This is a genomic window from Vibrio sp. M260112, assembly GCF_036533775.1.
Lineage (GTDB): Bacteria > Pseudomonadota > Gammaproteobacteria > Enterobacterales > Vibrionaceae > Vibrio.
The window spans coordinates 61,403-79,825 of sequence record NZ_JATABH010000017.1 but is presented as its reverse complement, the minus strand read 5'-3'; the positions used below and the strand labels follow the sequence as shown (position 1 = coordinate 79,825).

General features: G+C 46.0%; 20 protein-coding genes and 1 pseudogene. 12 read left to right on the top strand and 9 right to left on the bottom strand.

Going from position 1 to position 18,423, the window contains the following annotated elements; translation table 11 throughout:
- Nucleotides 1–486: 486 nt before the first annotated feature.
- A complete protein-coding gene (locus QTN95_RS09830) occupies nt 487–1,035 on the top strand; it encodes a gamma carbonic anhydrase family protein (RefSeq protein ID WP_331417350.1) in 549 nt (182 codons plus the stop codon).
- Here the strand turns inward: QTN95_RS09830 and QTN95_RS09825 are convergent.
- The 4 genes from QTN95_RS09825 to QTN95_RS09810 all read right to left on the bottom strand — a co-directional run bounded on the left by QTN95_RS09825 (nt 1,028) and on the right by QTN95_RS09810 (nt 3,702).
- The gene (locus QTN95_RS09825; RefSeq protein WP_331417349.1) at nt 1,028–1,294 is read right to left on the bottom strand and encodes a DUF1488 domain-containing protein; all 267 of its coding nucleotides are present in this window, start codon (nt 1,292–1,294) and stop codon (nt 1,028–1,030) included. The two genes, QTN95_RS09830 and QTN95_RS09825, sit on opposite strands and share 8 nt — an antisense overlap.
- Nucleotides 1,295–1,296: 2 nt before the next feature.
- Entirely contained in the window at nt 1,297–2,130 is an 834-nt protein-coding gene (gene aroE / locus QTN95_RS09820; RefSeq protein ID WP_331417348.1) for a shikimate dehydrogenase, read from the bottom strand.
- Between the two features lie 75 nt (nt 2,131–2,205).
- Nucleotides 2,206–3,123 (bottom strand): oxygen-dependent coproporphyrinogen oxidase, encoded by a 918-nt coding sequence (hemF, locus tag QTN95_RS09815; protein WP_331417347.1) that lies wholly within the window; start codon nt 3,121–3,123, stop codon nt 2,206–2,208.
- Nucleotides 3,124–3,144: 21 nt separating this feature from the next.
- Nucleotides 3,145–3,702, bottom strand: coding sequence for an L-threonylcarbamoyladenylate synthase (locus QTN95_RS09810; RefSeq protein WP_331417346.1), 558 nt, complete (start codon nt 3,700–3,702; stop codon nt 3,145–3,147).
- Between the two features lie 192 nt (nt 3,703–3,894).
- Here QTN95_RS09810 and purE point away from each other — a divergent pair, with 192 nt between their 5' ends.
- Together purE and QTN95_RS09800 are read left to right on the top strand one after the other, a co-directional pair.
- The gene (gene purE, locus QTN95_RS09805; RefSeq protein WP_138972821.1) at nt 3,895–4,380 is read left to right on the top strand and encodes a 5-(carboxyamino)imidazole ribonucleotide mutase; all 486 of its coding nucleotides are present in this window, start codon (nt 3,895–3,897) and stop codon (nt 4,378–4,380) included.
- Nucleotides 4,381–4,384: 4 nt separating this feature from the next.
- The gene (locus QTN95_RS09800; RefSeq protein WP_331417345.1) at nt 4,385–5,518 is read left to right on the top strand and encodes a 5-(carboxyamino)imidazole ribonucleotide synthase; all 1,134 of its coding nucleotides are present in this window, start codon (nt 4,385–4,387) and stop codon (nt 5,516–5,518) included.
- Nucleotides 5,519–5,556: 38 nt separating this feature from the next.
- On the opposite strand, the gene QTN95_RS09795 is transcribed toward QTN95_RS09800, so the two are convergent.
- Genes QTN95_RS09795 through dprA form a run of 3 tightly spaced genes read right to left on the bottom strand, consistent with a single transcriptional unit; the run spans nt 5,557 to nt 7,757 of the window.
- Complete coding sequence (locus QTN95_RS09795; RefSeq protein WP_331417344.1) at nt 5,557–6,141, bottom strand: DNA topoisomerase family protein; 585 nt, start codon at nt 6,139–6,141, stop codon at nt 5,557–5,559.
- Between the two features lie 15 nt (nt 6,142–6,156).
- Complete coding sequence (locus tag QTN95_RS09790) at nt 6,157–6,636, bottom strand: DUF494 family protein (protein ID WP_138972824.1); 480 nt, start codon at nt 6,634–6,636, stop codon at nt 6,157–6,159.
- Between the two features lie 2 nt (nt 6,637–6,638).
- Nucleotides 6,639–7,757, bottom strand: a complete 1,119-nt coding sequence (gene dprA / locus QTN95_RS09785) for a DNA-processing protein DprA (protein ID WP_331417351.1) — start codon at nt 7,755–7,757, stop codon at nt 6,639–6,641.
- Nucleotides 7,758–8,041: 284 nt separating this feature from the next.
- Between dprA and def the strand changes: the two genes are divergently transcribed.
- The 6 genes and pseudogenes from def (at nt 8,042) to QTN95_RS09755 (ending at nt 14,353) form a co-directional block, all read left to right on the top strand.
- Nucleotides 8,042–8,560 (top strand): peptide deformylase, encoded by a 519-nt coding sequence (gene def / locus QTN95_RS09780; RefSeq protein WP_331417343.1) that lies wholly within the window; start codon nt 8,042–8,044, stop codon nt 8,558–8,560.
- A 26-nt stretch (nt 8,561–8,586) separates the two neighbouring features.
- The gene (fmt, locus tag QTN95_RS09775) at nt 8,587–9,534 is read left to right on the top strand and encodes a methionyl-tRNA formyltransferase (protein ID WP_331417342.1); all 948 of its coding nucleotides are present in this window, start codon (nt 8,587–8,589) and stop codon (nt 9,532–9,534) included.
- An 89-nt stretch (nt 9,535–9,623) separates the two neighbouring features.
- Entirely contained in the window at nt 9,624–10,904 is a 1,281-nt protein-coding gene (gene rsmB / locus QTN95_RS09770) for a 16S rRNA (cytosine(967)-C(5))-methyltransferase RsmB (protein WP_331417341.1), read from the top strand.
- 56 nt (nt 10,905–10,960) lie between these two features.
- Entirely contained in the window at nt 10,961–12,337 is a 1,377-nt protein-coding gene (trkA, locus tag QTN95_RS09765; protein ID WP_331417340.1) for a Trk system potassium transporter TrkA, read from the top strand.
- Between the two features lie 9 nt (nt 12,338–12,346).
- Nucleotides 12,347–13,792 (top strand): TrkH family potassium uptake protein, encoded by a 1,446-nt coding sequence (locus QTN95_RS09760; RefSeq protein ID WP_331417339.1) that lies wholly within the window; start codon nt 12,347–12,349, stop codon nt 13,790–13,792.
- A 9-nt stretch (nt 13,793–13,801) separates the two neighbouring features.
- Nucleotides 13,802–14,353 (top strand): annotated as a pseudogene (locus QTN95_RS09755) (DUF3157 family protein).
- Here the strand turns inward: QTN95_RS09755 and trhA are convergent.
- A complete protein-coding gene (gene trhA / locus QTN95_RS09750) occupies nt 14,350–15,003 on the bottom strand; it encodes a PAQR family membrane homeostasis protein TrhA (protein ID WP_331417338.1) in 654 nt (217 codons plus the stop codon). The pseudogene QTN95_RS09755 and the gene trhA sit on opposite strands and share 4 nt — an antisense overlap.
- Before the next feature lie 92 nt (nt 15,004–15,095).
- Nucleotides 15,096–15,893: a sporulation protein gene (locus QTN95_RS09745; RefSeq protein ID WP_331417337.1), complete on the bottom strand. Its 798-nt coding sequence runs from the start codon at nt 15,891–15,893 to the stop codon at nt 15,096–15,098.
- A 293-nt stretch (nt 15,894–16,186) separates the two neighbouring features.
- Here QTN95_RS09745 and QTN95_RS09740 point away from each other — a divergent pair, with 293 nt between their 5' ends.
- From QTN95_RS09740 to ccoG, 3 genes are all read left to right on the top strand, one after another.
- Entirely contained in the window at nt 16,187–16,354 is a 168-nt protein-coding gene (locus QTN95_RS09740) for a hypothetical protein (protein WP_269378302.1), read from the top strand.
- 98 nt (nt 16,355–16,452) lie between these two features.
- A complete protein-coding gene (locus QTN95_RS09735; RefSeq protein ID WP_138972833.1) occupies nt 16,453–16,719 on the top strand; it encodes a YihD family protein in 267 nt (88 codons plus the stop codon).
- Between the two features lie 254 nt (nt 16,720–16,973).
- A complete protein-coding gene (gene ccoG / locus QTN95_RS09730; RefSeq protein WP_331417336.1) occupies nt 16,974–18,392 on the top strand; it encodes a cytochrome c oxidase accessory protein CcoG in 1,419 nt (472 codons plus the stop codon).
- Nucleotides 18,393–18,423 lie beyond the last annotated feature (31 nt).

The window sequence follows — 18,423 nt, the reverse complement described above, 5'->3', positions numbered from 1 at the left end:
GTCCTCTAATGTTTCCAAAAGAAGTCTCGTTTGGTCACTTCGTTTCATTGAAACCTAATTTGAAACCCCTCTTTATTTAGAGAAATTTCTAATTGGATTATCATCAACGAGTGCCCACACAGATTGATAGGTTTATATTGTTAAAGAGCGTTCCGACTGAGCTTTGAACTACGCGCTCAGCTCAAATCGGACGGCCATTTTAGCGAGTTAAAGTTTAGTGTCAACCACTTTTTTCAAACTTTTTTCAAGCGTTTCCACTTGGCTAAGTGACCTGCTAACTGGGCTTTCATTCTTTCGAAACCTTAGCTTCGAACTGTTCCCGTGTCAGCGAGGGGGCATTATAGAGATCGCCATCACATTGGCAAGTGCTTTTTTGAGTTTTTTTTGATTTTTTTGCTGTTTGGGTATTTTCTATTCAAAACCATCTATTTTTGTCACTTTTCTACGCCAATATTGGCAAATTCCCCCTTCTTACTAGGAGATAAAATGAGCTCTCTGCGCAGTTATAAAGGTATCAAGCCCCAAATCGGCCAACGCGTCTATATAGATAGTAGTTCTATTTTAGTTGGCGACATTCAAATTGGCGATGACTCTAGCGTTTGGCCTTTGGTGGCCGCTCGCGGAGACGTTAACCATATCCATATTGGCGAACGTACTAATATCCAAGATGGAAGCGTACTTCATGTTACCCATAAGAACGCAGCCAACCCAGAAGGCTACCCTCTTATTATTGGCAATGACGTAACCATAGGTCACAAGGTGATGCTTCATGGCTGTACCATCAAAGACCGTGTTTTAGTTGGTATGGGCGCAATCGTACTGGATGGTGTTGTAATAGAAGATGAGGTAATGATAGGAGCAGGCAGTCTGGTTCCACCCGGAAAGGTTTTGCAAAGCGGTTATCTTTATGTAGGCAGCCCAATCAAACAAGCACGCCCTCTTAATGATGCTGAACGTGCTTTCTTGCAAAAGTCTGCAGATAACTATGTACAGAACAAAGAGGACTACCTACATCAGGTAGAAGAACTTAATTAGTTACCTCTACTTTTCCATCAGCGTTGAACTCTTCATCTTCGATAAGTTGCTCGGCAAGTTCCTCTAGATCAAAACGATATTGAGTAAAGAGGTCTAGGGCTTGTTGAGCATTGTTGATGGTTTGTCCGGATAATTTTTCCAATTCAGCCTGAGTAATGACACATTCAATGAGTGCCCCAGCCAGCTGAGCAGGGAACGTCATCTCTTTATGTTGCTCATCCCAAGACTGTAGATCTGGAAATAGGATCGACTGATTCAATTTTACATTCCTTCTAGATTCTTACGCAGTTCGCGCAGAATTTGTTTGGTTCCTGGTCGAAGTCCACGCCACAACATAAAGCTTTCTGCGGCCTGACCAACCAACATACCCAAGCCATCGTAGGCAGCGGCTACCTTATTATCTATAGCCCATTGATTAAACGCTGTGTTGCCCGCACTGTACATCATGTCGTAGACATGCGTATGCTTAGTAAATATATCAGGAGAGATTTCAGGGAGTTCACCACTTAGACTCGCCGACGTAGAGTTAATCACCACATCAAAGCCATCATTTATCTCTGACATTGCTACGGAATGGACCCGTCCATATGGAGAAAACATCTCTTCAAGCTGCAACGCCTTGGAGAATGTTCGGTTGGTAATAACGATTTCACTTGGTTGTTGATCAAGTAATGGCTTTATTACCCCTCTCGCTGCGCCACCAGCACCAATGATAAGTATTCGCGCATCTTTCAGCGGCACTTGGTGTTGCAACAGATCTTGTACCAGCCCTTCCCCATCAGTGTTGTCACCAATGATTTCACCATCATCTAGCTTCTTTAAGGTATTGACCGCACCAGCGAGTTTCGCTCGCTCAGTAAGTCGTGTCGCGAATTGGTAAGCATCTTCTTTGAACGGCACTGTCACATTGCACCCTTTGCCGCCAGTAGAAAAAAACATCTTTGCGGCACTGTTAAATTCATCAACAGGCGCAAGCTCTGCTGTGTAAGTAAGAGACTGGTTAGTCTGGCGGGCAAATAGAGTGTGAATAAATGGTGATTTACTGTGTCCAATGGGATTACCAAAAACGGCGTAGCGATCTATTTGCTGTGTCATATCCTTACCTGCAGAAATAAAAAGGGTCAACTAAGTTAAGTTGACCCTATCACTATCTATATAAGGAAGAAAGCCTTACCACTCTCTTGGTTTAAGGTAATGATCATAGAGCTCAGCTTCCGGTGAGTTAGGTTCAACTTGATAAGCATACTCCCAACGCGCAAGCGGAGGCATCGACATTAGGATCGACTCAGTCCGGCCACCACTCTGTAGGCCAAATAGAGTGCCACGGTCAAACACTAGGTTAAACTCAACATAGCGACCTCGGCGATATAACTGGAACTGACGTTCACGCTCGCCGTATGCAGTCTCTTTACGACGCTCGATAATAGGCAAATAAGCTTGAGTATAACCTTCACCTACCGCCTTGATGTAATCAAAGCACTTGTCGAATTCCCAATGGTTGAGATCATCAAAGAACAAGCCGCCAACACCACGAGTTTCATCGCGATGAGGGAGATAGAAATATCGGTCACACCAAGCTTTATGTTCTGGATAAACTTCGCTACCGAATGGGGCACACACTTCCTTAGCCGTATTGTGCCAGTACTGAGCATCTTCTTCGAATGGGTAGAATGGCGTTAAATCGAAACCACCACCGAACCACCAGATAGGGTCTTCACCCTCTTTCTCGGCAATAAAGAAACGTACATTAGCGTGAGAGGTTGGTACATAAGGGTTATTCGGGTGCATAACCAAAGAGACCCCCATCGCTTCAAAACGACGCCCAGCCAGTTCAGGACGATGCGCTGTTGCTGAGGCCGGCATCTCTTTCCCTTCAACATGGGAGAAGTTAACTCCACCTTGTTCAAATACCGCACCATCTTTCATGACACGAGTACGGCCGCCCCCGCCCAATTTCTCCCCAGGTTCACGGTGCCATGCATCTTCGACAAACACCGCTTGTCCATCAGCCTCTTCCAATTGCTGACAAATTGAATCCTGAAGTTTCATTAAAAACTGCTTAACCGCTAGTTTATCTATGGCTGACATACGACTTCCTTAACTGCAGGGTTATCCCTGTCTTAATACTTGTGAGGTTTTAGCATCACGAATCTCACTGGGTTTATTACGCCCCCCTGTTTCCCCCTCCAAGACAGCAACCAATTGGCTACCCAATTGCTGGTAGACTTCATCAGTCGTCATACAGGGTGGCTGACCAGTCAAATTCGCGCTGGTAGAGGTTAACGGCTTTCCAAATACATTACACATCTTTTGTACCAAAGGATGATCACTCACACGAACTGCAATCGAATTATATTGACCGCAAACCCAGACAGAGACTTTGTCGCTACAAGGCATGATCCAAGTTACCGGTCCGGGCCAACTTTGCTTTACTTGCTCTAACTGCTTTGGCGTCAACTGAGATTCATCAATATAAGGCAGCAACTGTTGGTAACTTGCTGCGATGAGAATCAGCCCTTTGTCCTTTGGTCTCTGTTTGAGTTTTAGTAGCTTATCAATGGCTTGAGGATTATCGGGATCGCATCCGACCCCAAACACGCCTTCGGTTGGGTAAGCGATGACTTCACCATTACGCAAAGCGCTGAGCGCCTTATCAAAGTTATCCACCAAGTCACTTCCTATTAATCATCAATCCGCACAAGTGTACAAACATTCGCAACCACACACTAAAGCTATTTGTCGACAAATTCATAGGCGTCGCTTTCAAACCCAACGCAAACGTTTGCTTCGATCAAAAATCCCCGTATAATGCGCTCAAATTATTTGCTCACTATTCTATGTGCTTTGAAGGAGTTTGAGATGAAAGTCGGTATCATCATGGGTTCAAAATCAGATTGGCCAACAATGAAGCTAGCCGCAGAAATGCTAGACAAGTTTGGCGTTGAGTACGAAACCAAAGTTGTGTCAGCGCACCGTACCCCTCAGCTTCTTGCAGATTACGCAACCACCGCAAAGCAACGTGGGCTAAAAGTGATTATTGCTGGCGCAGGTGGCGCAGCACATCTACCAGGTATGGCGGCAGCCTTTACATCTCTACCTGTACTGGGTGTACCCGTTCAGTCTCGTGCACTGAGTGGATTGGATTCACTGTACTCCATCGTTCAGATGCCGAAAGGGATTGCAGTTGGTACTCTTGCTATTGGTGAGGCTGGCGCAGCAAACGCAGGCATTCTCGCCGCTCAAATCCTAGGTACTCACGATGAAGAAATCATGGCGAAAGTGGAAGCTTTCCGTCGTGAGCAAACTGAAACCGTTCTAGCAAACCCAAATCCAGCAGAGGATTAAGTCGATGCATGTTTTAGTGTTAGGCGCAGGCCAACTGGCGCGAATGATGTCACTTGCTGGTGCACCTCTTAACATTGAGATCTCTGCCTACGATGTCGGTAGTGAAAATATTGTTCACCCACTAACACAAGCAGTTATTGGCCACGGGTTGGAAAATGCGATCGAAAAAGCGGATGTCATCACCGCAGAGTTTGAACATATTCCACATCCTATTCTTGAGATCTGCGAGCAAAGCGGAAAGTTTCTCCCATCAACACAAGCGATTAAAGCTGGCGGCGATCGTCGACTTGAAAAGTCGCTTCTCGATCAAGCGGATGTTCGCAATGCTAAGTATTATGTGATCGAGACGCGCGAAGATTTCGATCAGGCTATCGACCATGTCGGTATTCCAATGGTGCTCAAGAGTGCGCTAGGTGGCTATGATGGCAAAGGTCAATGGCGTTTGAAAGAGATGGCTCAAGTAGAGCAAATCTGGACTGAGATGGCTGATTGCATTGCGGCAACGCCTACACAAGCGATCGTTGCAGAACAGTTTGTTCCTTTCAACCGAGAAGTCTCTTTGGTTGGTGCTCGTGGTAAAGATGGTTCAATCGCCGTCTACCCACTCGCAGAGAACATCCACACAGACGGCGTGCTGACTCTCTCAACCGCGATTGCAGATACTGAACTGCAAGAACAAGCAAAGGCGATGTTTACTGCGATCGCAGAGCGACTCGAGTATGTGGGTGTATTAGCGCTGGAATTTTTTGATGTCGACGGCACCCTGCTGGTCAATGAAATCGCCCCACGAGTACACAACTCAGGTCACTGGACTCAACAAGGTGCAGAAACCTGTCAGTTTGAAAACCATCTACGTGCAGTGTGTGGCTTACCACTTGGCAGTACAAAACTGATCCGTTCGACCTCAATGATCAACATCTTAGGTGAAGATACATTACCAACAAAAGTGCTTGCGATGGATGGGTGTCATATCCACTGGTACGGCAAAGAGAAACGTGCTGGACGCAAGATGGGACATATCAATGTCTGTGGAGACTACAACGGTGAGCTTCAGCGCAAATTATGTGCACTGGCCAACCTGCTTGATAAGCAAGCTTTTCCTGCGGTGCATGAATTTGCCGAGCACTTCTCGGAATAGAGAATAAGAAGCAAAAACGGCGCTTTATGCGCCGTTTTTTATTGCTCTGATTGGGTGTGATGACATTTCCGATTTGCGCACTGGCGCTTATTGCCACTGGCGAGTTTCTTCTCGACTAATAGTGGATAACCACATTGCTCGCAACTGCCTCCAACTGGGGGTTGATTCACGGCAAACTTGCATTTTGGATAGTTGTCACAAGCATAAAAGAGTTTGCCAAAGCGCGTTTTACGTTCGACAAGCTGTCCTTTATGGCATTCAGGACAAGTGTACGTTTGTGGCGTTTGCTCTTGTTTTGGCTTTTCGAGCGACTCAATATGTTGGCACTGGGGATAGTGACTGCATCCAATGAACATGCCATAGCGACCCTGACGCAAAACCAGTTCATTACCGCACTCTGGGCACGCTACACCTAACTCTTTAACGATATGGCCATCATTTTGATGCAATGGCTTAATGTAGTCGCAGGCCGGATACTGGTTGCAACCGAGAAAAGGACCATGCCTACCATGACGAAGCTGAAGTTCACCCTCACGGTGCTGTTCCTGACACTTAGGACATGCTTGATGCTCTAACGCATGTTCATGGGCAGAGAACAGCTGATGATCTATTTTGTTACTCATATCTACTCTTGAAGATTAATGCAGAATACCTTGCTCTTTGGTATACAACAGCTCTTCCATAAGCGTATAAGCGTTTTCATTACCTGGCACATTAAATAGCACCATCAACACAATCCATTTCAGATCGTCTAACTCAAACTCATCAGTTTCTAAACCCATAATACGGTCGACAACCATTTCACGAGTTTCTGTCGTCAACACATTAACCTGCTCTAAAAAGGTTAAAAAACCACGACATTCAAGGCTAAGACGTTCACACTCTTTAGCCGTATAAATACGAGTTGAGTTTGAAGTGCTACACACTGAAATCGCCGAGTGAGTTTCACTTTGCTGCAGTGCTGCTAACTCTTCTAGCCAGACGAGAGCTTTGTATATGTCTTTTTGATGAAAACCAGCGCGAAGAAGCTCTTCTTCTAGCTCATCTTGATTGACCTGTAAATCTGCATCGCTATGGATGTAGGTCTCGAATAGATACATTAGGATATCCATCATCATAGCTAGCCCCTCCCCTTAAGAATATAGCCACCACTAACTGCAACAACATGCCCTGAGAGCTCAAGCTCCAAGAGCTGCATCATGACTTCCTGCACAGGTATATTGGTCCTGTTTGCAAGAATATCAACTGGTGTAGCCTTACTTCCTACGTTAGCTAACAGCTGAGAAAATGGCAATTGTTCTTTACCACCAATTTCATTGAATAGCTCATTTTGAATCGGAGGCTCACTTTTGTTAGACCACTGCAAAAGCGTTTCTACTTCACTCACAATGTCATCCACCGTTAATACCAAGCAAGCCCCCTGTTTAATCAGAAGGTTACATCCCCTCGCGTTCACATTGTGAATTGAACCTGGCAAGGCAAACACTTCTCGCCCTTGTTCAAGAGCGTAACGAGCAGTAATAAGGGAACCACTCTTTTCCGCCGCCTCGACAACCAAAACACCAACAGAAAGGCCACTAATTATTCTGTTACGACGCGGAAAGTGTGCCGACTTTGGTTTGGCATGAGGATGCAATTCAGAAACAAGCGCGCCTCCAGCATCAAGAATTCGACCCGCCAAATCACGGTGGCGTGTAGGATAAACGGTCTGTAAACCACACCCTAAAACGGCAAGAGTTTGTCCGCCCCCCTGTAGAGCACCATCATGTGCGTATCCATCGACCCCAAGCGCTAGCCCACTGGTCACAGCTAAACCCTGCTTCACCAAATGCTTGGCAAATTGACGAGCCGTATCAAGCCCTTCATGACTGGCGGATCGACTGCCCACTATCGCTATTTGAGGTTGCGACAAGCTCTCAACACTCCCTTTAACAAATAAAATTGCGGGTGAACCTGAAGCCTGTTTTAAAAGTTCGGGATAACCTTGATCAAGTAATGTGACGATGTGGTTATTGCCCATCTGCGCCTGCCAATCAAAACACTGCTCTACATCTTTCCGTGCGCGATGGTGAAGATAGTCAACCTGCCTGTCGTTCATTCCTAGAGCTAATAAGGCAGTCGCTTTAGAGGTAACGATATTGATGGGAGAATCGTATTCCAATAAGCGAGTAAAGCTCTTAGAGCCAATTCCGGGAGTAAAATACAGTGACAACCAAGCACTGAGTTCTTCATCAGATATCACTGTTATTCCTTGATGTTATACAAGCTTGCCTTAGGGGTACGTAGGCAGCTTGAAGTTTAAAGATTTCCTACCCCGTAAATATGCACCAAGCACTCAATCACTTAACAAAACCACCACAATTAGCAGCTCTAGTTGCGTGGTTGTGTCATCGACATCACTCGCTTCATGAACAAGAAGCGACTCAAAAAGCCGCATTGATGCTGTCATTTGAGATGTAAAATGTCTAGAATTGAGCCAACAAGGTTTATCCTGATTTGGCACAGTTCAACATTCGAGTGTATATGTCTGTATTACAAGTATTAACATTCCCAGATGATCGCCTGCGCACAGTGGCAAAGCCCGTAGAAGCAGTGACACCTGAGATTCAAAAGTTCGTTGATGACATGATTGAAACCATGTACGACGAAGAAGGTATCGGCTTGGCTGCAACCCAAGTAGATTTCCACCAACGTATCGTTGTTATCGATGTTTCCGATACCCGTGACGAACCTATGGTTCTGATCAACCCAGAAATCATCGAAAAACGCGGTGAAGATGGCATTGAAGAAGGCTGTCTATCGGTTCCTGGCGCACGTGCACTTGTGCCACGAGCAGCTGAAGTAACGGTAAAAGCACTTAATCGTGATGGCGAAGAATTCACTTTTGAAGCTGACGATCTATTAGCTATTTGTATTCAGCATGAGCTTGACCACTTAGAAGGCAAACTTTTTGTAGATTATCTTTCGCCTCTAAAGCGTAAACGCATCCAAGACAAGCTTGCGAAAATTAAACGCTTCAACGAGAAAAATACGAACGCTTAATCGCTAACTAATAGAAGGAAGGTACCTTGAGCAAACCTTTAAAAATTGTTTTTGCTGGTACTCCGGATTTCGCCGCCCGTCACTTGGCGGCGTTGTTGTCTTCGGAGCACGAGATCATTGCTGTTTACACTCAACCAGATCGCCCAGCGGGTCGAGGTAAGAAGCTGACAGCAAGCCCAGTTAAAAATATCGCTCTTGAGCATAACATTCCGGTATATCAGCCAGAAAACTTCAAATCAGATGAGGCGAAACAAGAATTGGCAGAACTGAATGCCGATCTCATGGTTGTGGTTGCTTACGGTCTGCTTCTGCCTCAAGCGGTACTCGATACACCAAGACTCGGTTGTATTAACGTTCACGGTTCAATTCTTCCACGCTGGCGTGGTGCGGCTCCGATTCAACGTTCTATTTGGGCGGGTGACAAAGAGACTGGCGTGACCATCATGCAAATGGATATCGGCCTTGATACTGGCGATATGCTAAAAATTGCCACTCTACCTATTGAGGCTAACGACACCAGCGCATCAATGTACGAGAAGTTGGCAGAACTTGGTCCTCAAGCTTTGGTGGAATGCCTAACAGATATCGCGAATGGTACGGCAGTGGCAGAAAAGCAAGACGATGAACTGGCAAATTACGCGAAAAAACTCAGCAAAGAAGAAGCTCTTATCAACTGGAATGATGAGGCTCAACACATCGAGCGTTGCGTCCGTGCGTTCAATCCTTGGCCAATGAGCCACTTTGATGCCGCTGAAAATAGCATCAAAGTTTGGCAAAGCCGTGTTGAAGAGCAAACTTCAGCGAAACCTGCGGGCACAATTTTGCAAGCAGACAAGTCTGGTATCTATGTCGCGACAGGCAAAGGTGTACTTGTCCTAGAACAGCTACAGATACCGGGTAAAAAAGCCATGCCAGTACAAGATATTCTTAACTCTCGTGCAAACTGGTTTGAAGTGGGTAGCGTACTTAGCTAGTCCCCATTCGAGCCCAGTCATTATCATTGGGCTCACTATTACGAACTTTTCGAGAGCAGAGATGCTCTCGCACCATTAAGGTACTCAACATGAATGTTCGCGCTGCTGCAGCCAACGTCCTATTCCAAGTGGTCGACAAAGGTCACTCTCTTTCGAGCGCACTCCCTGCGGCTCAACAAACTATCAAGCCTCGTGACCACGCACTATTACAAGAGATTTGTTATGGTGCACTACGTTACCTCCCACGCTTGGAATCCATTGCCAACGAGTTGATGGATAAGCCACTCAAAGGTAAACAACGTGTCTTTCACCACCTGATTCTGGTCGGTATCTACCAACTTAGCTTTATGCGTATTCCCGCACATGCGGCGGTAGGTGAAACGGTAGAGGGAACAAACACTCTTAAAGGCCCACGTCTACGCGGCTTGATCAACGCAGTTTTACGTAATTATCAGCGTCATCAGCAAGAGTTAGACGCAATAGCGGTGAGTCACAATGCTGGCAAATATGGTCATCCAAGTTGGCTACTGAAGTTACTTCAAGAGAGCTATCCAGAGCAGTGGCAAGAGATTGTTGAAGCGAACAACAACAAAGCACCAATGTGGCTACGTGTTAACCACCAACACCACTCGCGTGATGAATACCTTGAATTACTTAAAAATGAAAACATTGATAACACGATTCATAGTGAAGCCAAAGACGCCTTAAAATTGGCCACCCCATGTGACGTGACAAAACTGCCTGGCTTTGAAAAAGGTTGGGTGTCCGTTCAGGATGCGGCCGCGCAGTTATCGATTAACTACCTAACACCGCAAGATGGCGAATTGATCTTAGACTGTTGTGCGGCCCCTGGCGGTAAAACAGCACACATTCTGGAACGCACTCAGGGTTGTGAAGTGGTTGCCATTGATTGCGACGATACACGTTTGAAGCGCGTTCACGATAACTTGCAGCGTTTGAACCTCAAAGCCAAAGTGATTTGCGGTGACGCACGAAATCCGCAAGATTGGTGGCAAGGTGAGCAATTTGATCGCATTCTACTCGATGCACCTTGTTCTGCGACTGGCGTTATTCGTCGTCACCCTGATATCAAGTGGTTACGCCGAGCTGACGACATTGCCGCCTTGGCCGAGCTACAAAGCGAAATCCTTGATGCAATGTGGCAACAACTGAAGCCGGGCGGCACTCTAGTGTATGCAACCTGTTCAATCACACCTCAAGAGAACAAGGAGCAGGTGAAAGCTTTCCTAGCTCGCACTTCAGACGCTCAGTTGCAAGGTTCAGATGTGAGTAACCCTGGACGTCAGATTTTACCAGGTGAAGAGGATATGGATGGCTTCTATTACGCCATCCTAACTAAGAACGCGTAAGTGATAGGACGGCAGCAATCCTGTCGCCTTTTTAAGTAGTTAAACGAGAAAACGGTATGAAAATCATCATTCTTGGTGCGGGTCAAGTTGGCGGCACGTTGGCAGAAAACCTTGTCGGTGAGAACAACGACATAACCATCGTCGATAGAGACTCAGATCGTCTGCGTGAGCTTCAAGACAAATACGATCTCCGTGTGGTTAATGGTCACGCAAGTCACCCAGACGTACTGCGCGAAGCCGGTGCACAAGATGCTGATATGTTGGTTGCAGTAACCAACATGGATGAAACTAACATGGCCGCTTGTCAGGTGGCTTTTTCTCTGTTTAATACACCAAACCGTATCGCTCGTATTCGTTCACCAGAATACCTCGCTGAAAAAGAAGCACTATTCCAATCTGGCGCCGTACCCGTCGATCATTTAATTGCACCTGAAGAACTCGTCACCAGTTACATTGAACGCTTGATCCAGTATCCAGGAGCTTTACAGGTTGTGAGCTTCGCAGAACAGAAAGTCAGCCTGGTTGCGGTGAAAGCCTATTACGGTGGCCCATTAGTGGGTAACGCGCTGTCGGCATTGCGTGAACACATGCCGCATATCGATACTCGTGTAGCGGCGATTTTCCGTCAAGGTCGACCTATCAGACCTCAGGGTACAACCATTATCGAGGCTGATGATGAAGTGTTCTTTGTCGCCGCCAGCAATCATATCCGCTCAGTCATGAGTGAACTGCAACGTCTTGAGAAACCTTATCGTCGCATCATGATCGTCGGCGGGGGTAACATCGGTGCCAGCCTAGCGCGTCGTCTTGAGCAGTCATACAGCGTCAAACTTATTGAACGAAGCTATCAGCGAGCTGAAACGCTGTCTGAAGAACTAGAGAACACCATTGTTTTCTGTGGCGATGCTGCCGACCAAGAATTGCTAGCTGAAGAGAACATCGATCAGGTTGATGTATTTATTGCTCTAACCAACGAAGATGAAACCAACATTATGTCAGCCATGCTCGCCAAACGTATGGGAGCAAAGAAGGTAATGGTGTTGATCCAACGCGGTGCCTATGTTGACCTTGTACAAGGCGGTGTTATCGACGTTGCGATCTCGCCACAGCAGGCCACAATATCAGCACTGCTAACCCACGTGCGTCGAGCAGATATTGTCAACGTATCTTCACTACGTCGTGGAGCCGCTGAAGCAATCGAAGCAATCGCCCACGGCGATGAAACCACGTCCAAGGTGGTTGGCCGAGCGATTGGCGACATCAAACTACCACCGGGTACCACTATCGGCGCAATCGTCCGTGGTGAAGAGGTACTCATTGCCCATGACCGTACGGTTATCGAACAGGATGATCACGTAGTGATGTTCCTCGTTGATAAGAAGTACGTACCAGACGTAGAAGCACTATTCCAGCCAAGTCCATTCTTCCTATAGGCTCGGGTTATGGTTAACTTTCGTCCCGTACTTTTTGTAATAGGGTTAGTACTTTCTAAACTAGCCCTATTTATGTACGTCCCCACCTTAGTCGCCTTTATCACTGGTACTTCGGGTTTTCTCGAATTTGGTCAAGCTGTGCTAATCACCCATTTAGCCGCCTTCTGCTGCCTAAGTGTCGGGCGAACGAGAGACTTTAAACTCAGTGTGCGTGACATGTTTCTGATCACCAGTTTGGTATGGACTATCGCCAGTGCTTTTGCCGCCTTACCATTCGTGTTTATCAATCATATCAGTTTCACTGACGCCTACTTTGAAACCATGTCAGGCATCACTACTACTGGGTCTACGGTGCTAAGTGGGCTAGACAATATGGCGCCAAGTATCCTGCTGTGGCGTTCAATATTGCAGTGGCTGGGAGGCATTGGCTTTATCGTCATGGCTGTTGCGGTTCTTCCGATGTTAAACGTTGGTGGTATGAAGCTCTTCCATACCGAATCATCAGACTGGTCAGATAAAAGTAGCCCAAGAGCCAAAACAGTGGCTAAAAACATTGTTGCGGTTTATCTGGCGTTAACGGGTTTGTGTATTGTTGGCTACCTGATAACAGGAATGAATCTATTTGAGGCCATTAACCATGCCTTTACCACGCTATCGACTGGTGGCTACTCCACTTCTGATGGTTCAATGAACCACTTCTCAAATGGCGCTCATTGGGTCGCGACCTTGTTTATGTTTTTAGGTGGACTGCCCTTCTTACTGTTCGTTGCCGTCATCAGAAAACGTCGCTTGAATGAGCTGCTCAATGATGCTCAGGTGCGTGGATTCACTTATTTATTTCTTATAAGCAGTCTAATTATATCTGCTTGGTTGGTGATTCGAGATGGCTATGCGGTGCTCGATGCCCTGCGAGTATCCATGTTTAACATCGTCTCCGTTGTCACTACCACCGGATTTGGTCTTGAAGATTTCACCGCTTGGGGAGCTCTGCCAACCACTCTATTTGCGTTCTTAATGATGGCAGGCGCCTGCTCCGGTTCTACCTCTGGCGGCATCAAAGTGTTCCGCTTTCAGATTGCTGTAACCCTACTCAACAAGCAGATGATGAAACTAATTCACCCTTCTGGTGTATTTGTTCAACGCTACAACAACCGTCCGGTCAATGATGATATCGTGCGTTCAGTAGTGGCTTTCGGCTTAACTTTTTTTATCACGATTATCGCGATTGCTGGGGGACTGAGTGCCATGGGCCTTGACCCAATTACCAGTATTTCGGGCTCTATTACTGCGGTTGCAAACGTTGGGCCTGGGATGGGTTCTATTATCGGACCAACAGGCAACTTTGCTCCCCTACCTGACGCTGCTAAATGGCTCCTCAGCCTGGGAATGTTAATGGGACGCTTAGAGATACTGACTCTACTGGTGCTTTTCTTCCCTGCCTTCTGGCGACGTTAAGGAATAAATATGAAAACGACGATTGGACTTTCATGCTTGCTTGCGAGCACTATGATTTACGCGGCGCAGACAGTCACTCTTGCCGATGGGCGCCAAGTACAGCTGAATGATGATTTTACTTGGCAATACATAGTTTAAGCGTCAACTGATACACCGTCTATCCCAGTAAAAACCGTCGCGGCTATTCCTGTGATTAACCGACAAGTGGGCAGCGTAATTCAACTTGGTAGTCAAAAACCAGTAATGCAGCTATCTGACTCTGGCGTTGATGTACTGCTTGGATCTGCACAGTATCAATCTGATCAGTTGGTTATTGAGACCTCTTTGACGAACCAAAGCACTCAGTCTGTCGTACTGGTTGAAGTAGAGGTAGAGTTATTAAACATGTCTGGAGAGGTTATCTCTGAACAAACATTTGCGGTTTGGACTTCCATCAAGCGCCTTGCTGATACCTACCTAAGACCTCAACAGGCCGTCGCAGGTAAAACAATCAAGATCCCTGTTGAACGCGCTGAGCAGTACCAAATCAACGCAAAAATCATCAAAGTCGAAACCCGTTAAACAGGGTCGACATAAAGATAAATCGCGAAAAAATGGCAAGCGCATCCTGCTAAAACAAAGCCATGCCAGATTGCATGATTGTAGGGGATGCGTTTAGCAACATAGAAGATCACACCCAACGAATAGATCACTCCACCAGCAGCAAGCAAAGTTAGCCCTCCAAGCGCTAAATGCATCGCTAATTGATAAATCACTATCAATGATAACCAACCCATGATCAGATACGTGGCAAGAGAAAGCCGTTTGAACCGATAGACAAACGCCATCTTCATAATGATGCCAAACAGAGCAATACTCCAAATCACCACCATCAAACTGATTGCTAAAGGTGTACGCAAACTCACCAGAAGAAACGGTGTATAGCTACCCGCTATAAGTAAGTAGATAGCACAATGGTCGAAAGTTTTAAGCGCTCGTTTCGCTTTTTGATAGGGGACGGCATGGTAGAGAGTAGAAGCAAGAAACAGCACAATCATGCTGCCGCCGTAAATACTCATGCTGGTAATTGTCAGCGTATCGGCGTTGTGTTCTGTAGATTTGAGCAGTAACAGTACCAAGCCAACAATACTCAGCACCATTCCTAAAGCATGGGTGATCGTATTGGCAAACTCTTCTTTAACACTGTATGCAGCGGCTGGATTCGCAGACATTTGACCTTACTCTTGAGTAACGATTGGAATAATTACTCAGGAGTATGGCACATTAAGCTTACACTTGTAAGCTGAAAATGGTTACTTTTTGGTTAAGAGTGGTTATCCAAATACTCGATAACTTTCTGCCCCGCTTCTTGAGCTGATGTATGCAGCGGAATCGACATCTGACGCTTGAGATCACCGATACCCAGTAAGCTTGCAAGCATACCTTTAGCGCCTTCTCGATGGCGATCAATCTCAAACCACAATTGCAGCTCGTCTTCACTACGATAAGCAACCACTTCTAACTCTCGCCAGCGACCGTGAAACGGCCCCGTGGTTGGCACGAACTCAAACTCCTGCACAAACGGCATGGCAAAACCGTCGACAGCTTCACACTCCACCTGACGAATACGTAAGCCTTGTTCTTCCAGTGCTGTGAAAATACCATCGAGAAGAGGATCAGGTCGTACCGTCAGGATATCTTTATCGGTTGGATCTTTAGCCATTGCGATGTCTAGACCAGTTTCAAGCCAGACTTTGGAATCACCAATCGTGACTGGAGTATTCCAAGGCACATCAAGTTCTACAGAGAAGTCTCGACTTTCGCCTGGTTCAATGGTGAACGCATATGGAAGTGACCACTCAGCTAACGCATAACTTGCCGGTACACGGCGCATTCGCCCTGCATTGGCTTTCTCTTTATCGTGGTTAGCAGGAACCTCTTTGATATAGCGGCAGTATAGCTTGAGATCGATGTTATCAATCTCTTGCGCAGTCGAGCCACCGTAGACATGAATCGTAATATTGAGTTTTTGTCCCGGATACAGCACTTCTTGCTGAAGCACAGAGTCGACTTTTGCTGAGCCAATACCAAACGTCGCCAGCGTTTTCTTAAACAACGACATACACACCTCCTTGGCAAACACGAGACTATAACAATGTTTTCATACTAATCTTGTTTGCTGTCTCACTACTAGTGACTTGTTCACATTATTGCAGCATCTACACATCGATTAGATATCGACCAATCTTACTGATAATGCTAATCTATTTATTGATGTGCTTGCATATCAATATTCCTGATTAATTATTTGGATTGGCGTGCGCCAGAAGAGCCAAACTTCAGTAATGGAGCTCAACTCATAGTTAATCAGGCCATTACATTGGCAATGGATATGCCTGACAGTTAGGTAACTCGATGCGCCCAACAGCAGTCAGGTTTTCGCACACAAATCGTAGTGCGATGCGCCGTCGTAGTGGTTTTGCGACCGCTCCAATGGCAAAACAAGTCGCTACTACCATGACTTTAGTTGAAAAAACAGCCTTGATGGCTGCCGCTTCTCCTAAAGTGGTTAAAGCAGCTTAATTAAAAAGCGCAGTCTAGGCTGCGCTTTTTTCTTACCTTCTCCGCACCTATTTGTTACCTTTAGCGACAAATCATTATAAGTTGTGTGGAGAAAACCAATGAAATGCCATCGAATTGAAGAACTGCTCGAACTGCTAGAACCTGAGTGGCAAAAAGATCAGGAAATGAACCTGCTGCAGTTTATCGTCCAACTAGCGCAAGAAGCGGGTTACCACGGGAAACTTGAAGAGTTGACCGATGACGTACTGATCTACCACCTAAAAATGCGCAACAGCAGCAAAGATGAAATGATCCCTGGTCTGAAAAAAGACCAAGAAGATGATTTTAAAACGGCGATTTTACGCGCTCGTGGAATCATCGACTAAAAAAGATCTCTCCCAAAGGCGACCAGTGGTCGCTTTTTTTTATACGCATACTGCCCTTAAAACCCAAACTGTTAGGCGATTAATTTTTAAAACTGTAATGATTTTTGTTGTTAAAGGTTGATAGTGTTAAAGAAATAATAATGTTATAGCGTATATAATCGCCGAACATAAGAGATTACTAAAATAATAGTCAGCAATGTCTACTGAGCGAGAACATAAGAAATCTCGCCAATTAGCCTAAAGAAGGAAGCGTAATGAGTCAGGATAAAATCGATATCAAAGATGTGACTCCCAAGACCTTTAACCCTAAGACTCATAAAACTAAGGGGGACAGGTTTAACCCAAGCAACCGAATCTATGTTCGCGAAAGTAAAGGTACCTTTCAAAAATTACGCCGCTATGGTGGTTGGTTCCTACTGCTATTTTTCGCACTCATTCCTTGGCTCTCTTACGGAGACCGACAAGCCATCTTGTTAGACATTGGCCATCAGCAGTTTAACTTTTTCGGTACAACCCTTTACCCGCAAGACCTCACACTACTTGCACTGCTGTTTATGATCGCCGCATTTGGCCTATTTTTCCTCACGACCTTCTTAGGCCGTGTATGGTGTGGCTACCTCTGCCCACAAACCGTCTGGACCTTTATGTACATATGGTTTGAAGAAAAGCTCGAAGGCAGTGCTAATAAACGTCGCAAACAAGACTCTGGCAAGCTCACAGCCAATCTTGCAATGCGCAAAACAGCAAAACATCTCGCTTGGTGGGCGATTGCGCTGGCCACAGGCTTTACTTTTACCGGTTACTTTGTGCCAATCAAAGAACTCGTCGTCGGCTTTTTCACCTTTAACGCTGAGTTCTGGCCAGTATTCTGGGTGTTATTCTTTGCAATTTGTACCTATGCCAACGCAGGTTGGATGCGTTCAATTATGTGTATTCACATGTGCCCATACGCTCGTTTCCAGTCAGCCATGTTCGACAAAGATACCTTTATCGTCGGTTATGACACTAAACGTGGAGAAACACGTGGTCCTCGTTCGCGCAAAGCCGATCCAAAAGCACTAGGCTTGGGTGATTGTATTGATTGTGACCTGTGTGTGCAGGTCTGCCCTACAGGTATCGATATTCGTGATGGTCTACAGTACGAATGTATCAACTGTGGTGCCTGTATTGATGCGTGTGACAACACGATGGAACGAATGGGCTATGACAAAGGATTGATCAGCTACACGACCGAACATCGTTTATCAGGCAAGCACACCAAGGTCGCTCGCCCTAAACTGATCGGTTATGGAGCCGTTCTACTCGTTATGATTGGTCTATTTTTTGTTCAAGTCGCTAGCGTCGATCCTGCGGGTCTAAGCGTACTTCGCGATCGTAACCAGTTATTCAGAGTGAATGGGCTAGGTGAAATAGAAAACACATACACTCTAAAGATCATCAATAAAACTCAGCAACAGCAAGAGTATCAGCTCAATGTTGAAGGACTGAGTGATGTCTCTTGGTATGGAAAACAGACGGTACAGGTAGCTCCTGGTGAGGTACTTAACCTTCCGATGAGCCTAGGTGTTAACCCTGACAAACTCAGCTCTCCTGTTTCAACAATTCAGTTTATACTGTCGGACAGCGAAGACTTCACTATTGCCGTAGAAAGTCGCTTCATTAAGAAGCTCTAGACTGTCTACTCACCCAATGGAAAGAGGCTCA